The organism is Streptomyces sp. NPDC002870 (genome assembly GCF_042888505.1).
Lineage (GTDB): Bacteria > Actinomycetota > Actinomycetes > Streptomycetales > Streptomycetaceae > Streptomyces.
This window is the reverse complement of record NZ_JBIAPW010000020.1, coordinates 1-16,310: the sequence shown is the minus strand read 5'-3', so window position 1 is coordinate 16,310 and position 16,310 is coordinate 1. Positions and strand designations below refer to the sequence as shown.

Below are 16,310 nucleotides of genomic sequence, written 5' to 3'. Positions count from 1 at the left end.
TCGCGTCGCCGGGCAGCACCTGGTCCTCGATGAGATGCGGCTCGAGCGCGGTGAACGCCGCGGCCCGCTGCGGCTCAGGAACGGGCGCAGATGTGCTCCGCCACGGTGGTGCAGGGGAAGTAACCGTGCTCGTCGAGAGCGACCTCGCCGTCCGGGGACGCGAGGAACGCGAGGAAGGAGGCCGCAACGCTGTCGGCTGGCGGCTCGCCTTTGGTGTAGGCGTACTCCACTGTCCAGAAGGGGTAGTCACCGCTCTCGATCGACTCGATGTCAGGATCCGCGCCGTTGATCCTGACAGGTACGACATTCTTGTACGCGCCTGATTCCGTGGCCTCGAGCGGTGCGTAACCGATGGCTCCGGGAACGCGGTTGACCCCATCCAGTACCTCGGACGTGGTGGCCATCTCGCAGCGGACGACCAGTGCGCCAGGGTCTTTTGGGGTCTTCATGCAGTTGTCGGACGAAGCAGCTGGTTCTGACCGACCGAGGACCTTCTCCTCGAATACGGCGCGCGTGACGGAATTCGCGTCTCGGCTGATGATCCGTACCCCTAGATTCGGTCCGCCGGCAGGACGCCAGTTGTCCGTCTCCCCGGAGTAGATGTCGCGCAGCTGCTGGATCGTGAGGCCACTGATGTCGATGGTGCGGTTGACCACGACGTTGAAGGGGATGACCGCGATGGGGTGTGCCTTGAGCGTTCTCTCGTAGCTCTCGTTGCGTCCCTCGGAGAGGACCAACCGGACGTCGGGATCGTCTTCTTCCTGCAGCGAGCGCAGGCCTGCCATGGAGCCCTTCACATCGAAGCGGATCTCCGCATCGCCGCAGACCCGTTCGTAGTCGGCGGCCGCGGCTTCGAGTGCCGGTTGGAAGATCGTCGAGCCGACAACGGTAAGACGGCCCTTGGCACAAGACTGCGGAGAGAAGTGCTCGGCTGGCGATGACCCAACGAGTGTCGCGGACGAGAACAGCCCGCCTACCAGGAGAGTGGCCAGGGCGCCGGCGACCCATACGAGCCACGAACGGCCTTCCTTCGCCGGCGCCCATGGCGCCACCGTCGATCCCGCACCAAGGGGAGCGACATCCGCGATCCCTGTGCGGTGGTGGGGGTGCTGCCCGGCAAGGTCCGGACGTTGGCTCGCGGAAGCCGGGCGCGGCCGCTCGGGGAGTTGGACGCCAAGGATGGCCGCGAGGATGCGACTTCCCAGAGGGTAGGCGGGCCGTCGGGCGGGACGCCGGATTCCGGCTGGGGAGCGATTCAGGCCGAGGGCTGCGGTGACGGTTCGGCGGAGGGCGGAGGGCGGCGCCGTCACGGGGCCAGCTCCCGGGCCTGGGGCGGGTCGACTGGCTGTGCCTGCGGCTGTGTCTGCGGCGGCGGCTGTGTCTGCTGCTGCGGGCCGGCTACCGCCTCGCTGATCGTGGGTACTTGGCCCACCTGGGTCAGCAGCGCCGGGGCCGAGATACCCACAGCGATCGCGGCGTACTCGCCGTCGATCTGCCCGGAAAGGCCGAACATGAAGGCTGCGCCGGCGCCCAGCGCCATGTGGAAGAGTACGGCGACGAGTTCGGGCACAGGGTCGAAGAACTCGTTGAGCTTCGGTGGCGCGGTGGGGCCCTCCTGGCCGGTGGCCGTCGATCTGCGGTGCTCGCGGCGGGCCGAACGCCAGGCCATGGTCTGGCTGTAGGCATCGATGAACCCGCGAAGCGATCCGCCTGCGGCCCCCAGTAACACCACTACAGCCGTATCCACGAACTCACCCCCGTCCCGCCCGTGCCAGTGCTGACGAGACTACAGGCGGTAGCTCATCGGATACGGAAGTTCACAGCTGTGAGAACAAAGGCGGCGTCTGCTGCGACATGAGGAATCGTCATGGACGCGCCACCCCGTGCCAAGGGACGGCCCCCTCAGCAGCCCGCCGATTCGTTGGCCGCCGCCGCCCGGTTCCGGTTCAGCCGCTGGAGACCGCCCTCAGATGCGATTTACCGCGCCGCACATCGGGCGGCGCGGCCGCCCGGGTCTCCCGCAGCACCAGCGTCATCCGCGTGAAACCCGTGTCCTGAAGGGTCGCGGGGGTCTCGTCGACGATCCGGCACTCGGTGCGCCCCCACCGCGGATCCGGGTGGTTCAGCGGTCGTACGGCTCCGTCGTGGTGCACCGCTGCCGCTCCCATGGCCCGCATCCAGTACGGCAGCCCGCACCGGTAGGCGACGTCCATGATCGGGTCGTCGGCGATGTCGTCACGAATGGCCTGAAGGACTCGGTCCTCGGGGTACCACTCCAGGGCCGCGTCCAGCTGCGCCAGCAGAGGCAGGCACCAGCTCGTCTCGCGGTCGCCGAGCACGATTCCCGCGTCCGGATGGAACAGTACGAACCTGAGGAAGTTCTGGGCCGGCATTGCCGTGGGGTGCGGTCCGACTCCGTGGAACAGCGCCTCGAAGGCGTGGTTGGCGTGTGCCACGTCCCATCGCCGGTCGAAGAGCACGGAGGGCAGCGGCACGGCGTCCATCATCGCGGCGTAGTCGCGCAGGTAGGCGCGCGTCTCGGGATCCGAGTGGTCCGGGACGGCGGGCTCCGACGGATCGGCGGGCTCCACCGGCACGGCGGGCGGCGCGGGCGCGGTGACGGGCGCGAACGGGCGCGCGGGGCCGGACGGGAAGGCCGGACCCGACGGACGCGCGGGACCGAGCGGAGGCGCGGGCAGGGACGCCCCGCCAGGCCTGTTCCAGGCCGACGGCGGGTCACGGTCGACGGCGAGGCGGAAGAGCCAGCCGCCCTGCTGGTCACTCATCTCCAGGGCCTTGACCAGGGCGCAGAGCTTCTCGTCGGTCCAGTCCTGGGCGGGCGTGCGCTCCCAGCTGCCGTACGCGACGGTGCTGATGTCGAGCCGCGCGGCCACGTCCTCCACGCTCAGGCCGAGCTCCTCCCGGCGCCTTCTGAGGACATCGGTGAGCCGCCTCGCTCGGAGCGCGCCACGGGGCGTCCCCGCGCGCCCTCGACGCCCGTGGACACCAGGCCGCTCTACGCCTGCCTCATGTGTCATCGAGAACGCCACCCTTCTCGAAGTCCCGCTGCGGCAGCGCCCTTTGGATCTTCCAACCGCGTGGCGATCCTGCTACCGCAAACGCGGCCGTGTCAACTATCGTGGCATTCCACGCCGCTGAGCGCTCAGATCGCGCCACAGCTGTGGCAAGACCTGGCTGTACTCCACCGAAACGGTTAATCTCCCCGCAGCCCACTGTGTGCGGAGTGACCTCGCGTGATCTAGGAGACCTACTGGTGACAGACGGCTTCTTGGTTCCGGGCCCGACGGCCACAGGCCCCCTGGCGGCGTCCGTCGCCCGCGTCGCCGAACTCGCCGGCAAGCTCGGACTGAGTTACGGCGAGATCTTCGACGTACACCAGCTCTCCGAGGCGTCCGGCGTCCCGGCCGATGTGGTCACCGCCCTGCTGGACGGGCGGCCCGCCGGTGAACCCGACCTCCAGACGCGCTTTCTGCAACGCTTCGACCTGCTGCGCAGGACCCGGCTGAAGCCCAACGGCCGCCGGTACACACAGCAGGAGATCGCCGACGGCGCCGGCATGTCACGGCAGCAGGCCGGGGCTCTCATCAACGGCGACCGCCGGCCGACCATGGAGCACTGCGATGCCATTCAGAGGTTCTTCAAGGTGCACGCCGGATTCCTCACCGCCGAGGACGCCGACGCGCTCAACGGCGCACTCCAGCGGACCGAGCAGCGACTGCTCCACGACTACGCGGGCGAGGGCGACCCGCTGGAGCGGCTGCTGCAGGACCATGGCGTACGGGGCATCGCCTGGCGGGCAGCTCAACTGCCCACGGACAAACACCGGGACAAGGTCACCGAGTGGCTGGACATGCTCCTGGAGAGCGTCAAGCCGACAGAACTCTGACGTACGGAACCCTGATTTCAGGACAGGGTTGGATTCACGCGTGTGCGCGCGGCTGCTGACGGGGAGAGGAGAACGGTGAGCATAGGCAAGGAGATGCGTCGGCTGTGCAGCGAGCTGGTAGCCGGAATCGATCTTCCCGCCCCGGCTGAGCCCGCCGATCTCTATGCCGCCCTGTGCAGCGGAATGAGCAAGCGCCGCGGCCGCCCCGTCCGGTACCGCATGGCGACGTTCCCGCCCGGCACGGCCAGTGGGCTCTGGCTCGACATGACGGACCAGGATCTGATCGTCATCGAGGAGCGCACCGCACCCGATCATCAACTGGTCATCCTGGGCCATGAGTTGTGGCACATGAAGGCCGGGCACTGCACCCACCATGTCGACGGCGCGGCCGTCGCGGCCCGGCTGCTGTCGGACGAGGCGGACCTGCAGGCGACCGTGCTGAAGGTGGCGGCCAGGACCCGTTTCGACCAGGCAGAGGAGAACGAAGCCGAGAGCTTCGGTCTGCTGCTCGGCAGCAAGTGCCGCTCCTGGCTGGCCGGTTCGACAGGCCGCGGGCACCAGCGGCGGGACGGACTCGCGGGCCGGATCGAGGCGTCCTTGGGATACCGCGGGCCACAGGGCTGATGCGTGGACGGTCAGGACTACTACATCCCAGCCGCCGCGCTGGGCTTCGCACTCGTGTTCAAGCTCCCCGGGATGCTGCGCGACTGGCGTGATCCACTGCTGCGTTCCGTCTGCGCACTGCTCGTGCTGGCGGCCTGCACCTTCTTCTTCGCCGCGCCGCCGACGATCGCCGAGGTCAACCGGCTCACCGGCGTCTCCAACTTCTCCGCGCCGCTGGTCTACTGCATCCTGACCGCCTTCAGCGCCTCCTGTCTGGTGCTGCTCGTCAACTGGCGCGGCGGGCCACCGGAGGAGACCCGGCAGATCTCCCGCCGCTGGGTGATCGGCTACGGCCTGGTGGTCGTCGCGCTGGTGGTGCTGTTCGTACTCGGCGACGCCCCGGTGGAGCGGCTGCGCGATCTGGACACGTACTACGCCACGACGCCGTACATCCGCGAAATGATCGTGCTGTACCTGGTGGCGCACAGCGTCGCCGCCATCGGGATGACCGCCCTGTGCTGGCGCTGGTCGCTGCAGGTGCACGGCTGGCTGCGGACCGGCCTGGTGACCATCGTGGCCGGCTCGCTGTTCAATCTGGGCTACGGCGTCAGCAAGTTCGCCGCCGTGTTCGCCCGCTGGGCCGGCCGGGACTGGGACGGTCTGAGCACATCGGCCGCGCCGCCCCTGGCGTCGATGGGCGCACTGCTGAGCGCCGTCGGCTTCATCCTGCCGCTGATCGCCCAACGCCTGTCGGACAACTGGCACACCTGGACCACATACCGGCAGCTGGGCACGCTCTGGCGCGAACTGCGCACGGTCGTGCCCGACGGCACCCCTTCCGTACGCATCTCCTGGTGGTCGTCGGCGGATCTGCGCGTCACCCAGCGCGAGTCCGACATCCACGACGGGATGCTCCAGCTGGATCCCTATTTCGACCACGCGCTACGCGCCGACGCCCATGACGCGGCGATCGAGGCCGGCGCCGATCCGCGGCAGGCCCAGGCCATCGCCGACGCTGCGATGGTCGCGGCGGCGCTTCGGGCCCGGACTGCCGACCCGGACGGCAAGATCATAAGCTCGGCCCAGGCTTACACCCCCAAGGCAGCCGAAGGACCGCGCGATCTGGTGCGCATGTCCCTCGCGCTGCGCCATTCACCCGTCGTTGAAGCAGCCCGCCGGCGCGCGGCCAGGTCAGAGAGCGGCTCCCTATGAGCGATCCTGTGAGAACCCGCCGGAGCACAGCTGTGCGCCGGGCCGTCGTGATCGGCGGGGGGCTGGCCGGCATGCTGGCGGCCGCCGTCCTCACCGAGTACGCCGACGAGGTCACCGTCGTCGACCGCGACACGCTGCCCTCCGGACCCGAAGCGCGCAAGAGCCTCCCGCAGGCGCACCACGCGCATCTGCTCTGGTCGGGCGGGGCGCGCGCGATGGAGGCCCTGCTGCCCGGTGTCACGGACCGCTGGCTGGCGGCGGGCGCGCGCCGGATCCCGCTGCCGACGGGCCTGGTATCCATGTCCGCGCAGGGCTGGTTCCGCCGCTGGCCCGAGATGCAGTTCCTGATCGCCTGTAGCCGCGATCTGCTCGACTGGGTGGTACGAGAAGAGGTCGTCGGCCACCTCGGGGTCACCGTCCTGCAGGGCACCGAACTGCTCGGCCTCGAAGGCCACGCCGGACGGGTGACGGGTGTGCGGGTGCGCTCCGAGGACGGGAGCGAACTCGTCCTGGCCGCCGATCTGGTGGTCGACGCCAGTGGCCGCGGCTCGCGGGCGCCCGACTGGCTGCGTTCCCTGGGCGTCGCCGCCGTGCACGAGGAGAAGGTCGACTCGGGCCTCGCGTACGCCAGCAGGATCTTCCGGGCGCCGGACGGCACCGAGAAGTATCCCGTCGTCAATGTGCAGGCCGACGCGGGCGAACCGCGGCCCGGCCAGACGGCGACCATCGTGCCCATCGAGGGAAGCCGCTGGCTGGTGACGCTGTCCGGCACCCGTGGCGGTCAGCCCACCAACTCCGCCGCCGAGTTCGAGGACTTCGCCCGCGGCGTCCGGCATCCGATCGTGGCCGAGCTGATCGGCAACGCCGAGCCGCTCACCGATGTCGTCGTTTCCCGCAGCACCGTCAACCGGCGGCGCTTCTACGAGAAGATCGCGGACTGGCCGGAGGGCTTCGTGGCCATCGGTGACGCCGTGGCCACGTACAACCCGGTCTACGGGCACGGCATGTCGGTCGCGGCGCAGGGCGTCCTCGCGCTGCGCAAGGATCTGCAACGACATGGCCTCACCGCCCCCGGCCTCGCCCGGCGGGTGCAGCGCGCGGTGGCCGGACCGGTCGGCACGGCCTGGGACCTGGCCACCGGGCAGGACATCCTCTACCCCGGAGCCGTAGGCAAGAAGCCGGGCGCGTCCGCCACGGTGCTGCGCCACTATGTGGACCGGCTGATGCTGACCGCCACCGGCCGCCCCCTGGTCACCCGCGCGCTGTTCGACGTGATGACCCTGTCGGCGCCGACCACGTCGCTGCTCAAGCCCGAGATCGTGCTGGCCGTGCTGCGCGGGCCCAAACTGCCGCAGCTGCCGGGCCCGCCGCTGACCGACGAGGAGCTGCGGGTCGCGAAGGAGCCGCGCAGCGCACTCGAGACCGATCCGGCGGACGCGTGAGTCTGCCCAGTACGGGCGGCCAGATCCCGCTGGAGCCCAAGGCCGACCGGGAAACGGTGCGACGGCACAACCTCAGCCTGGTGCTGCGGGCGGTCCGCGACGAGGGCGAGGTGACCCGCGCCGGGGTCTCGGCGCGGGTGGGACTGACCCGGGCGGCCGTCTCCTCGCTGGTGGAGCAGTTGCTGGAGAGCGGGTTCCTCTCGGAGTCGGGCAAGACGTTCAGCGGATTGGCGGGCCGGCCAGGCACGGTGCTGAAGGTGGCCCGTACAGGCGTCGCCGGCATCGGGGTCGAGATCAACGTCGACTATGTCTCGGTGTGCGTGGTGGATCTTGCGGGCACCGACCGGGTGCGGCTCGTCGAGCACCTGGACAACCGCGGTGCACCGCCCGATCGGGTGCTCGGCCGTGCGGCCGGGATCGCCGCCCGGGCGCTGGAATCGGCTGCTGAGCAGGAACTACGGCCGGTCGGCGCGGAGTTGGCGCTGCCCGGGCTGATCTCGGCGGGCACGGTCCGGCACGCGCCCAACCTCGGCTGGACCCGGGTCGCGGCCGAGGGCCCGTTCGCCGAGGCGCTCGCGGCGCTGCGGCCCGGCCTGCCGCCGCTGCCGGTGCGTTCGGAGAACGAGGCGAATGTGGCGGCCCTGGCCGAGCTGTGGTTCGGCGGCCTCCGCGACGTACGCAGCTTTCTGTATCTGACCGGCGAGATCGGGGTCGGCGGTGCGCTGGTCCTGGACGGTGAACTGCTGCGCGGCGCACACGGGTTCGCCGGGGAGATCGGCCATGTCCTGGTGGACCCGGAAGGCCCCGAGTGCCGCTGCGGCTCGCGCGGCTGCCTGGAGCAGTACGCGGGCCAGTCGGCGCTGCTGCGGGCAGCGGGCATCGACGAGCGGACCGGCCCGGCGGGCGTCGCCGAGCTGGAGCGCCGCGCCCGGGCGGGCGAGGACCGCGCGATCGCGGCGCTCGGGCAGGCCGGGCTGATGCTGGGCCGGGTGCTGTCCGGGGCGGTGAACCTCTTCGACCCGGACGCGGTGGTGCTCGGTGGGATCTACCGGCCGCTGCTGCCCTGGCTTTCGCCGCCGGCCGGCGGCGAGCTGTCCGGCCGGGTCGTGTCGGGGCTGTGGCCGCCGGCCGGCGGTCGGCTGCGCGCCTCGTCCCCGGCGGCGGACGCGGTACGCGGCGCGGCGGCGCTGGTGGTCCAGGACGTACTGGCGGACCCGGTGGCATACGCGCCCCGCGCGGCGGGCTGAGTTTTCGGCCCGCCCGGCGTCTGAGGACCGCCTTTTGGCCCGCCCGACGCTTGAGGACGCCTTTCCAGCCCGTCCGGCGTTTGAGGACCGGGGGTCCGGGGGCAGCGCCCCCAGCCGACGGCCCGCGCCGTTCAGCGCACCCCAAGCAGGTGATCCATCGCCAACTGGTCGAGCGCCTCGAACCCCATCCCCCTCTCCCCCGCCCCCTCCATGTCGAACTCCTCGAACGCCCCGCGGTCCGCAAGCAGCCCCGACAGCCCGTCCGCAGCGGTGGGCAGCATGAGTTGGTCGAGACGGGCCGCCCGCAGCGCCTCCCGCACCCGCGGATCGGCGCGGAAGCCCGCCGCCCGCTCCTTGAGGATCAGATAGTTGCGCATGCAGCCCGCAGCGGAGGCCCACACCCCGTCGAAGTCCTCGGTCCGCGGGGGCTTGAAGTCGAAGTGCCGCGGCCCTTCGTAGCCCGCGGTCTCCAGCAGGTCGACCAGCCAGAAGGCGGACCGCAGATCCCCCGCGCCGAAGCGCAGATCCTGGTCGTACTTGATGCCGCTTTGCCCGTTGAGGTCGATGTGGAAGAGCTTGTCCGCCCACAGCGCCTGGGCGATGGAGTGGGTGACGTTCAGCCCGGCCATCTGCTCATGGCCGACCTCCGGGTTGACGCCGTACAGCTCGGGCCGCTCAAGTCGCTCGATGAAGGCGAGCGCGTGGCCGACCGTGGGCAGCAGGATGTCGCCGCGCGGCTCGTTGGGCTTGGGCTCGATGGCGAACCGAAGGTCGTACACCTGCTCGGTGACGTACTCCCCCAGCAGATCGAAGGCCTCCTTCATCCGGTCGAGGGCGATGCGCACGTCCTTGGCCGCACCCGATTCCGCGCCCTCGCGGCCGCCCCAGGCGACATACGTACGGGCCCCCAGCTCGGCGGCCAGGTCGATGTTGCGGATCGTCTTGCGCAGGGCGTACCGGCGTACGTCCCGGTCGTTCGCGGTGAAGCCGCCGTCCTTGAACACGGGGTGGGTGAAGAGATTGGTGGTGGCCATGGGCACGACGAGCCCGGTCGTGTCCAGCGCCTGCCGGAAGTGCTTGATGTGCGATTCACGCTCGGACTCGGATGCGCCGAAGGGGATCAGGTCGTCGTCGTGGAAGGTGACGCCGTACGCACCGAGGGCGGCGAGCCGATGCACGGACTCGACGGGGTCGAGCGGCGACCGGGTCGCGTCCCCGAAGGGGTCCCTGCCCTGCCAGCCGACCGTCCAGAGGCCGAAGCTGAACTTGTCCTCGGGGGTGGGGGTGAAGCGTTCCGCCATCGCCATGACCGCCTTCCAACCACAGTTTGTTTGCTGCCCTTACTAATAATGCATGCGTCCGCGTCATCGCAGAAGACCACGCCAACACCTGGTCGCGCCGGGCAGCTTGACGTAATTTGTTTCGCGGACGGCCGAATGGGCCGGGAGGAAGAGGTGGGGGCAATGCCCGTGCAGCCGGTCGTGATCGGCGTGGACAGCTCGACCCAGTCCGCGAAGGCGGCGTTCATCGACGCGGCCACCGGCCGTACGCTCGCGGTCGGCCGGGCCCCGCACCACGTCGGCGGCGAGGGCGGGGCGCGCGAGAGCGATCCGGAAGTGTGGTGGCACGCGCTGCGCGAGGCCGTAGCCGCGGGGCTCAAGGAATCGGGCCTGCATCCGTCCGCCGTCGTCGGCGTCGCGGTCGCCGGGCAGCAGCACGGCCTCGTCGTCCTCGACCGCGCCGGGCTTCCGGTGCGGCCCGCGCTGCTGTGGAACGACACCCGCTCGGCCCCGCAGGCCGCCGCACTCACCGAGGCGCTCGGCGGCCCGGACGCGTGGACGGCCCGTACGGGATCGGTGCCGGTCGCGTCGATGACGGCCGCGAAGTGGCAGTGGCTGCGCGAGAACGAGCCCCGGGCGGCCTCGGCCGCGGCCGCCGTACGCCTCCCCCACGACTTCCTCACCGAACGTCTCGCGGGCACCGCGGCCACCGACCCGGGCGACGCGTCGGGCACCTGCTGGTACTCCACCGCCACCGGCGCGTACGACTCCGAACTCCTCCGGCTCATCGGCCTGGACGCCGATCTGCTGCCCCCGGTGGCCGCCACCGGCGCCACCCGCGTCGGCTCGCTGACCGCCACGGCCGCGGACGACCTGGGGCTGCCCGCCGGCATCGCGGTCGCCGCGGGCACCGGCGACAACATGGCCGCCGCGGTGGGCCTCGGCCTCGGCGGCGCGGGCCTGCTCGACCACCCGGCCCTCAGCCTCGGCACCTCGGGCACCGTCTTCGCGGCCAGCCGCACCCGCCCCGCCTCCGCGTCCCTCGCCGGATTCGCCGCCGCGGACGGTACGTACTTGCCGCTGGCCTGCACCCTGAACTGCACACTCGCCGTCGACAAGATCGCCACCCTGCTGGGTCTGGGCCGCGACGCCGCGGAGGCGGGCGGGGAGGTGGTACTCCTGCCGTACCTCGACGGCGAGCGCACCCCCGATCTGCCCGCCGCCTCGGGTCTGCTCACGGGCCTGCGGCACACCACCACCCGGCAGCAACTCCTGGGTGCCGCCTACGAAGGCGCGGTCGTCACGGTCCTGCGCGCCCTCGACGAGGTCCTGCGCGCCTGCGGCCTGGACCCGTCGGACGAGGCTGTGGCCGCCCGGCCCCTGCGACTTGTGGGCGGAGGGGCCCGGGGACGCCACTGGGTGGAGACGGTACGCCGCCTCTCCGGCCGCCCGCTGCTGATCCCAGAAAGCACCGAACTGGTCGCCCTGGGCGCGGCTGCCCTCGCGGCGAGCGCGGCGACGGGCGAGGACCCGGTGGCGCTGGCGGCTGGCTGGCAGGGTGGCCAGGCGGTGGAACTGCCGCCAGTGGAGCGGGACTTGGAGACATGGGAGCGGGTCTCGGGGGTGCTTGAGCGGGCGGCGCCCACACTGCTCAGCTGACAGGTGCAGGCGGCACCACACTGCTCAGCTGACGGGTACAGGCGGCGTCCACACTGCTCAGCTGACGGGGCCCATCACCAGCAGCACCCCCACGTACGACACCCCCGCCACCACCGCCCACGCGCAGAGCCCCAGCGCCGCGACCCGGCCGCCCGTGCGGGTCAGGGTCGGCAGGTCGACCGCGCTGCCGAGGCCGAACAGCGCGGCGGCGAGCAGGAGTTCCTGGGCGTGCTGGGCCACGTCGATCGCGGTGGACGGAAGCAGGCCAGTGCTACGCAGAGCCACCATTGCCAGGAAGCCGACCACGAACAGCGGGACGATCGGCAACCGCTTGCGGACCGTCGTCCCGGCCCGCCGCCTGCGGCGGGCCGACAGGGCCACAGCCGCCACGAGAGGAGCAAGCAGCGCCACCCGCATCAGCTTGACCAGGACCGCTTCCCCGAGCGCGCCGGATCCGGCGGTCTGCGCGGTGGCCACGACCTGGCCGACGTCGTGGACACTCGCGCCGACCCACCGGCCGAACGCCGCGTCGCTCAGCCCCAACGGCTGCTGCAGCAGCGGCAGTACGGCGATCGCCAGCGTCCCGCACAGGGTCACCAGCGCCACCGAGGCAGCCGCGTCGCGCTCGTCGCTGTCCGTCGCCTCGCTCACCGCACCGATCGCGGACGCCCCGCAGATGGCGTACCCGGCGGCGATGAGCAGCGGCTGGTCGCCGGGCAGCCGCAACCGGCGGCCGAGCCACCAGGTGCCGAGGAAGGTCGCCGCGACGACGCCGAGCACCATGGTGACCGTCGCCCAGCCGAGGCCGAGCACATCGTCCAGGCTCAGTTTCAGCCCGAGCAGGACGATGCCGATGCGCATGAGCCGTTTTCCGGCGTACGAGAGGCCGGGGCGGGCGGCACCCCGTACGACCGCACGCGCTCCGGGCAGATGGGCCGCCACGATGCCGAGCACCACGGACGCGGTCAACATCGGTATGTCCGGCAGTAGTTGATGCACCGACCAGGCGACGGCCACGCCGACGACAGCCAGCGCGAGACCGGGCCGGATGCCTGGCGCGGCCGGTCCGGACGACGTGGAGGCCGACGCCGCCCGTTCCCGGAGCAGCGCCATCAGCGGTCGGCCGGGAGTTCGTAGACGCGGCGGACACTCGTGCCGAGACGGGAGATGTCCGCGCCGTAGACATGGAGAGAGATCGCCCGGCCGGCGCCCGCGTTCCAGACCCGGTGGATGTCGCCGGGCGGCGCGAAACCGCACACAGCGCCCTGGGCGTTCACGACATCGCCGGTGGCGACGAGGCGCGCGGCCCTGCCCGCCGCCGGGGACGGGAGCAGGCGGTAGCGCCGCTCGTACTCCTCGCCCTCGTGCACGCCCGTCGTGCACCACGACACATGGTCGTGCACAGAGGTTCCCTGGCCGGGCAGCCAGACCAGCGCGACGACCGAGAAGCTCCCGTCGTGTTCGGCGTGGAGCAGGTGCTGGCGGTAGTGCGCGGGATCGCTCACGCACTGCTCCTCGGTGAGCAGATCGGCCGCGCCGAGGTGCGGCGCGAGGCGCTCGCCGACCAGATACGCCGTCAGATCGGGCGGCAGTCCGCGCCCGACGGCGTCGCGCACCTCGGCGACCAGAGCGTCGAGTCGGGCGGTCGTACACGCGGCCCTGAAGGCGGTCGTTCCAGCCGTTCCAGCCGTTCCGGTCGATGTGGTCATACGGGCAGCGTGGAGCCGCCCGACCCATACGTCCAACGACGGATTCTTCGCTACTTCCCAAGCTCCGCTTATGGATTGAGCGGCTGTGTCTCAGCACCCGACCTTGTTCGCCGCGACCGATTTCAGCTCGTCGAGCACCCGCGCCGTCGCCGGGATCCGCAGATGTTCCCGCAGCACGTACGCCGAGATCTGCCGCCGCGACGCAGGCTGAAGTGGCCGCCCCGTCACCTTCCGGTGGCAGAGGAAGTTCAATACGAGCGCAGGGATCATCGCGACGCCGAGCCCCTCCGCGACCAGGCTCTGCACCACTAGGTTGTCGTCCGTCGTGAAGGCGATGTCCGGCGCGAAGCCCTGCTCCGCGCATTCGTGCAGCAGATTGGCGCGGCAGCGCAGGCACCCCGCTATCCAGCGTTCCTCCGCCAGATCCGCCAGCAGCACCGCACGCCGCCGCGCGAGGGGATGCCCGGTCGGCAGCAGCACCGTCAACTGGTCCTCGAGCAGCGGGATTTCCACCAGCTCCTCCGGCACCTCCTCGTGCAGGCCGGGGTAGGTGAAGGCGAGCGTGATGTCGCACTCCCCGCGCACCAGCCGCTGGAGCGAGACGGGCGGCTCGCTCTCCAGCAGGTCGACCCGGACGCCGGGGTGGGCCGCGGCCAGCCGGGCCATCGCCTCGGGGATGAGCGTGGCGTTGGCGCTGGGGAAGGCACACACGCGGACCCGTCCAGCGCGCAGCCGGGTGAGGGCGCTCATCTGCTGCTGGGCCGCGGACATGCTGTCGAGGATGACGGCGGCGTGCCGCGACAGCGCCTCCCCGGCCTCTGTGAGGCGCATGCCGCGGCCGACGCGGATGAACAGGGGTGTGCCTACGTCCCGTTCAAGGGCCTTCATCTGCTGGGTGATCGCGGGCTGCGTATAGCCGAGCGCGCGGGCGGCCGCGGAGTACGAACCGGCCCTGACCACTTCATGGAACGTCTTGATGTGCCGGGAGTCGAACACCCGTGCATCATAAGCAGAATTTGGGTACCGAGGGGCTCCGGTCGAGCATCTCCGGACGCCCACCAGACACCCGCCGGGCATCGGCCGACGGCTACGCCTTGCGCCCCACGCCGGCGTACAGCGACGCCGCCTCGTCCCCTTCCGCGACCTCGCCGACGCCGAGCTCCGGGTGCCACTGCGTCAGCCGCACGATGCCGGGCTCCTCCACCTCGAGCCCCTCGAAGAAGCGACCGACCTCCGCGTACGAGCGCGGCGCCAGTGTGACTCCCCCGGCCGCGTACATGTCGACACCGCGCTGCACAGCCAGCGGGTCGAAGTCGGCGGTGAGCTGCGTCAGTACGAGATAACTCCCTGACGGCAGCGCGTCCACGAGTTGGTGCACCAGGTCGTACGGCTGGTGCTCGTCGCCCACGAAGTGCAGCAGTGCCACCAGCGAGAGGGCGATCGGCTGCTTGAAGTCCAGGATCTTCCTGGCCTGTTCGAGGATCCGGTCGGGTTCGCGCACATCAGCCTGGATGTAGTCGGTGACGCCTTCAGGGGTGCTGCGCAGCAGCGCCTCCGCATGCGTCAGCACGATCGGGTCGTTGTCGGTGTAGACGACCCGGCACTCGGGGGCGACGCCCTGCGCTATCTGGTGCAGATTGGGCTCGGTGGGGATCCCGGTGCCGATGTCGAGGTACTGGCGCACGCCCGCCTGCCCCGCCATCCACCGCGTCGCTCGGTGCATGAACCACCGGTTGGTCTGGGCGACATGCTTGGCGCGATTGTCGATGCTCATGATGTGCCGGCCCAGCGCCTCGTCGACCGGGTAGTTGTCCTTGCCGCCCAGGAACCAGTCGTACACGCGGGCCGGATGCGGCTTGCTGGTGTCGATCCTGGGGACGGCGGGCTCGCTCCCGGTCATATGAAGCTCCCTAGATGCTCTGGAATTCTCGGTACATCGATCATGTGATCTTCGCAGGAGGGACGGCCTCCGGCAAGCAACTCGGCTCCCAGGAGAGGGAGTTCACGGCAGGTCGGACCGCCGTGCCCGTCAAGCCACAGGGATGCGCTTCGGTCATGGGAGCCAGTCACCGGAGGCCGCGGGCAGTCACAGCGCCGACGCTGTGGGCGTGGATGGTGCGCGGCCCGGTCCGCCAGAACGCCCACAGGCTCGCCCCGTCCCGGCTGGACGAGCGTCCCCCGCGCCCGCCCGCTCCTGGCCCACGGCGACTCACTACCTCACGGCTCGTGTGAGATTGTCGTGAGTTGGTCACGGTGGAGAGATTGCTGATTGCACTTGTGACCTGGGAGTTGATAGGGATGTCAGTGCATACGGTCGTCATCCAGCCCGCGGGGGGAGTCTGATGAAGTTCGACATGGGGGCGCAGGTTCTGTCGACCCTGCAGTCGCAGTCGCAGGGTTCGAGTACGGATCTGGGGGTGCTGATCCGTCAGCTCGTGCAGGCGGCGCAGCCGCTGGAGGGAAAGTTCAACGGTGCGGGCAAGGCCGCTTTCGATCTGTTCAAGTCGCGTGCGGATGAGATCGCGGCGGATCTGAACGCTTCGCTGTCGGGGATTCTCGGTGGTCAGTCGGGGATGGACGCGGCGTTCGGCTCGGGTGATCAGGAGCAGGACGAGAACGCGAGGACGCAGATGGCGTCGGCGAACTTCGACGCGGCGCGTTTCTCCGGCCGCTGACCTGGTTGTGCGGCGGAAGTGTTCGGTTTTTGACGGGGAGTGATTGGGATGGCTGGTGCTGGTAGTGACCGTCGTTCGTACGACACGGGTGCGTCGACGGAGGTGCAGGGCAGTATCCAGGCGCTGATCGGGCGTTTGGAGCAGGTGATCCACGCGCGTGACACCCAGGTGAAGAACGCGATGAAGGACTTCGCGGCCGATGGCGTGGCCGAGGAGTACCACGGCAAGGAACTGCGCTGGAACAGCACGTCGCAGGAGGTCCGGAACATCATCCAGCTGTTGAGGACGACGCTGGAGAAGAACGATGCGACGGCGCAGCAGACGCTCGCGCGGGCGAAGGCCGCGGTCGACAACATCGGCTGACCCGTGTGTGTCGTGCACGTCCCGGAGAGGAACGATCCTCCGGGATGTGCTCCGGGCGGCTGCCGGCGGTCGGGCGGGTGCCGCGCGTGGGGTGTGGTGGCGGTGGAGCAGATCAGTATGCAGGGGGGCGTTCGTGTCGTCGTGGGACATCAAGCCGCAGGGTGTGCAGGGCCAGTTGAAGGTCACCGGTACGCATGCCGGGGATCTGGAGAA

The 16,310-nt window shown here is 70.5% G+C and carries 16 protein-coding genes; 8 read left to right on the top strand and 8 right to left on the bottom strand.

Annotated features, from left to right (window positions below; translation table 11 throughout):
- Positions 1-74: 74 nt before the first annotated feature.
- The 3 genes from ACFYWY_RS23305 to ACFYWY_RS23295 form a co-directional block, all read right to left on the bottom strand.
- Positions 75-1,052, bottom strand: a complete 978-nt coding sequence (locus ACFYWY_RS23305; protein WP_389189870.1) for a substrate-binding domain-containing protein — start codon at positions 1,050-1,052, stop codon at positions 75-77.
- A 254-nt stretch (positions 1,053-1,306) separates the two neighbouring features.
- A complete protein-coding gene (locus ACFYWY_RS23300) occupies positions 1,307-1,747 on the bottom strand; it encodes a hypothetical protein (RefSeq protein ID WP_389189868.1) in 441 nt (146 codons plus the stop codon).
- A 199-nt stretch (positions 1,748-1,946) separates the two neighbouring features.
- Positions 1,947-2,903, bottom strand: a complete 957-nt coding sequence (locus tag ACFYWY_RS23295) for a transcriptional regulator (protein ID WP_389189866.1) — start codon at positions 2,901-2,903, stop codon at positions 1,947-1,949.
- Positions 2,904-3,274: 371 nt separating this feature from the next.
- On the opposite strand from ACFYWY_RS23295, the gene ACFYWY_RS23290 reads away from it, so the two are divergent.
- The 5 genes from ACFYWY_RS23290 to ACFYWY_RS23270 all read left to right on the top strand — a co-directional run bounded on the left by ACFYWY_RS23290 (position 3,275) and on the right by ACFYWY_RS23270 (position 8,411).
- Positions 3,275-3,907 carry a helix-turn-helix domain-containing protein gene (locus tag ACFYWY_RS23290; protein WP_389189864.1) on the top strand — a complete coding sequence of 211 codons (633 nt, stop codon included), beginning with the start codon at positions 3,275-3,277 and terminating at the stop codon, positions 3,905-3,907.
- A 93-nt stretch (positions 3,908-4,000) separates the two neighbouring features.
- Positions 4,001-4,531 carry a toxin-antitoxin system, toxin component gene (locus ACFYWY_RS23285; protein ID WP_389190028.1) on the top strand — a complete coding sequence of 177 codons (531 nt, stop codon included), beginning with the start codon at positions 4,001-4,003 and terminating at the stop codon, positions 4,529-4,531.
- 3 nt (positions 4,532-4,534) lie between these two features.
- Positions 4,535-5,722, top strand: a complete 1,188-nt coding sequence (locus ACFYWY_RS23280) for an MAB_1171c family putative transporter (protein WP_389189862.1) — start codon at positions 4,535-4,537, stop codon at positions 5,720-5,722.
- Complete coding sequence (locus tag ACFYWY_RS23275; protein WP_389189860.1) at positions 5,719-7,164, top strand: FAD-dependent monooxygenase; 1,446 nt, start codon at positions 5,719-5,721, stop codon at positions 7,162-7,164. The genes ACFYWY_RS23280 and ACFYWY_RS23275 overlap by 4 nt, the downstream gene beginning before the upstream one ends.
- Entirely contained in the window at positions 7,161-8,411 is a 1,251-nt protein-coding gene (locus ACFYWY_RS23270; protein ID WP_389189858.1) for an ROK family protein, read from the top strand. The genes ACFYWY_RS23275 and ACFYWY_RS23270 overlap by 4 nt, the downstream gene beginning before the upstream one ends.
- A 131-nt stretch (positions 8,412-8,542) precedes the next feature.
- Here ACFYWY_RS23270 and xylA read toward each other — a convergent pair whose 3' ends face one another.
- A complete protein-coding gene (gene xylA / locus ACFYWY_RS23265; protein ID WP_389190027.1) occupies positions 8,543-9,712 on the bottom strand; it encodes a xylose isomerase in 1,170 nt (389 codons plus the stop codon).
- 162 nt (positions 9,713-9,874) lie between these two features.
- Between xylA and xylB the strand changes: the two genes are divergently transcribed.
- Positions 9,875-11,350 (top strand): xylulokinase, encoded by a 1,476-nt coding sequence (xylB, locus tag ACFYWY_RS23260; RefSeq protein ID WP_389189856.1) that lies wholly within the window; start codon positions 9,875-9,877, stop codon positions 11,348-11,350.
- 57 nt (positions 11,351-11,407) lie between these two features.
- Here xylB and ACFYWY_RS23255 read toward each other — a convergent pair whose 3' ends face one another.
- The 4 genes from ACFYWY_RS23255 to ACFYWY_RS23240 form a co-directional block, all read right to left on the bottom strand.
- Positions 11,408-12,463, bottom strand: a complete 1,056-nt coding sequence (locus ACFYWY_RS23255; protein WP_389189854.1) for a YeiH family protein — start codon at positions 12,461-12,463, stop codon at positions 11,408-11,410.
- Positions 12,463-13,059 (bottom strand): cysteine dioxygenase, encoded by a 597-nt coding sequence (locus ACFYWY_RS23250; RefSeq protein WP_389189852.1) that lies wholly within the window; start codon positions 13,057-13,059, stop codon positions 12,463-12,465. Before ACFYWY_RS23250 ends, ACFYWY_RS23255 begins: the two co-directional genes overlap by 1 nt.
- A gap of 90 nt (positions 13,060-13,149) precedes the next feature.
- On the bottom strand, positions 13,150-14,055 hold the full coding sequence (locus ACFYWY_RS23245) for a LysR family transcriptional regulator (protein WP_389189850.1): 906 nt from the start codon (positions 14,053-14,055) through the stop codon (positions 13,150-13,152).
- A gap of 91 nt (positions 14,056-14,146) precedes the next feature.
- Positions 14,147-14,959, bottom strand: coding sequence for an SAM-dependent methyltransferase (locus ACFYWY_RS23240; protein ID WP_389189848.1), 813 nt, complete (start codon positions 14,957-14,959; stop codon positions 14,147-14,149).
- Between the two features lie 442 nt (positions 14,960-15,401).
- Between ACFYWY_RS23240 and ACFYWY_RS23235 the strand changes: the two genes are divergently transcribed.
- Complete coding sequence (locus ACFYWY_RS23235; RefSeq protein WP_389189846.1) at positions 15,402-15,734, top strand: hypothetical protein; 333 nt, start codon at positions 15,402-15,404, stop codon at positions 15,732-15,734.
- A 48-nt stretch (positions 15,735-15,782) separates the two neighbouring features.
- Complete coding sequence (locus ACFYWY_RS23230) at positions 15,783-16,097, top strand: pore-forming ESAT-6 family protein (protein WP_389189844.1); 315 nt, start codon at positions 15,783-15,785, stop codon at positions 16,095-16,097.
- Positions 16,098-16,310: the final 213 nt, after the last annotated feature.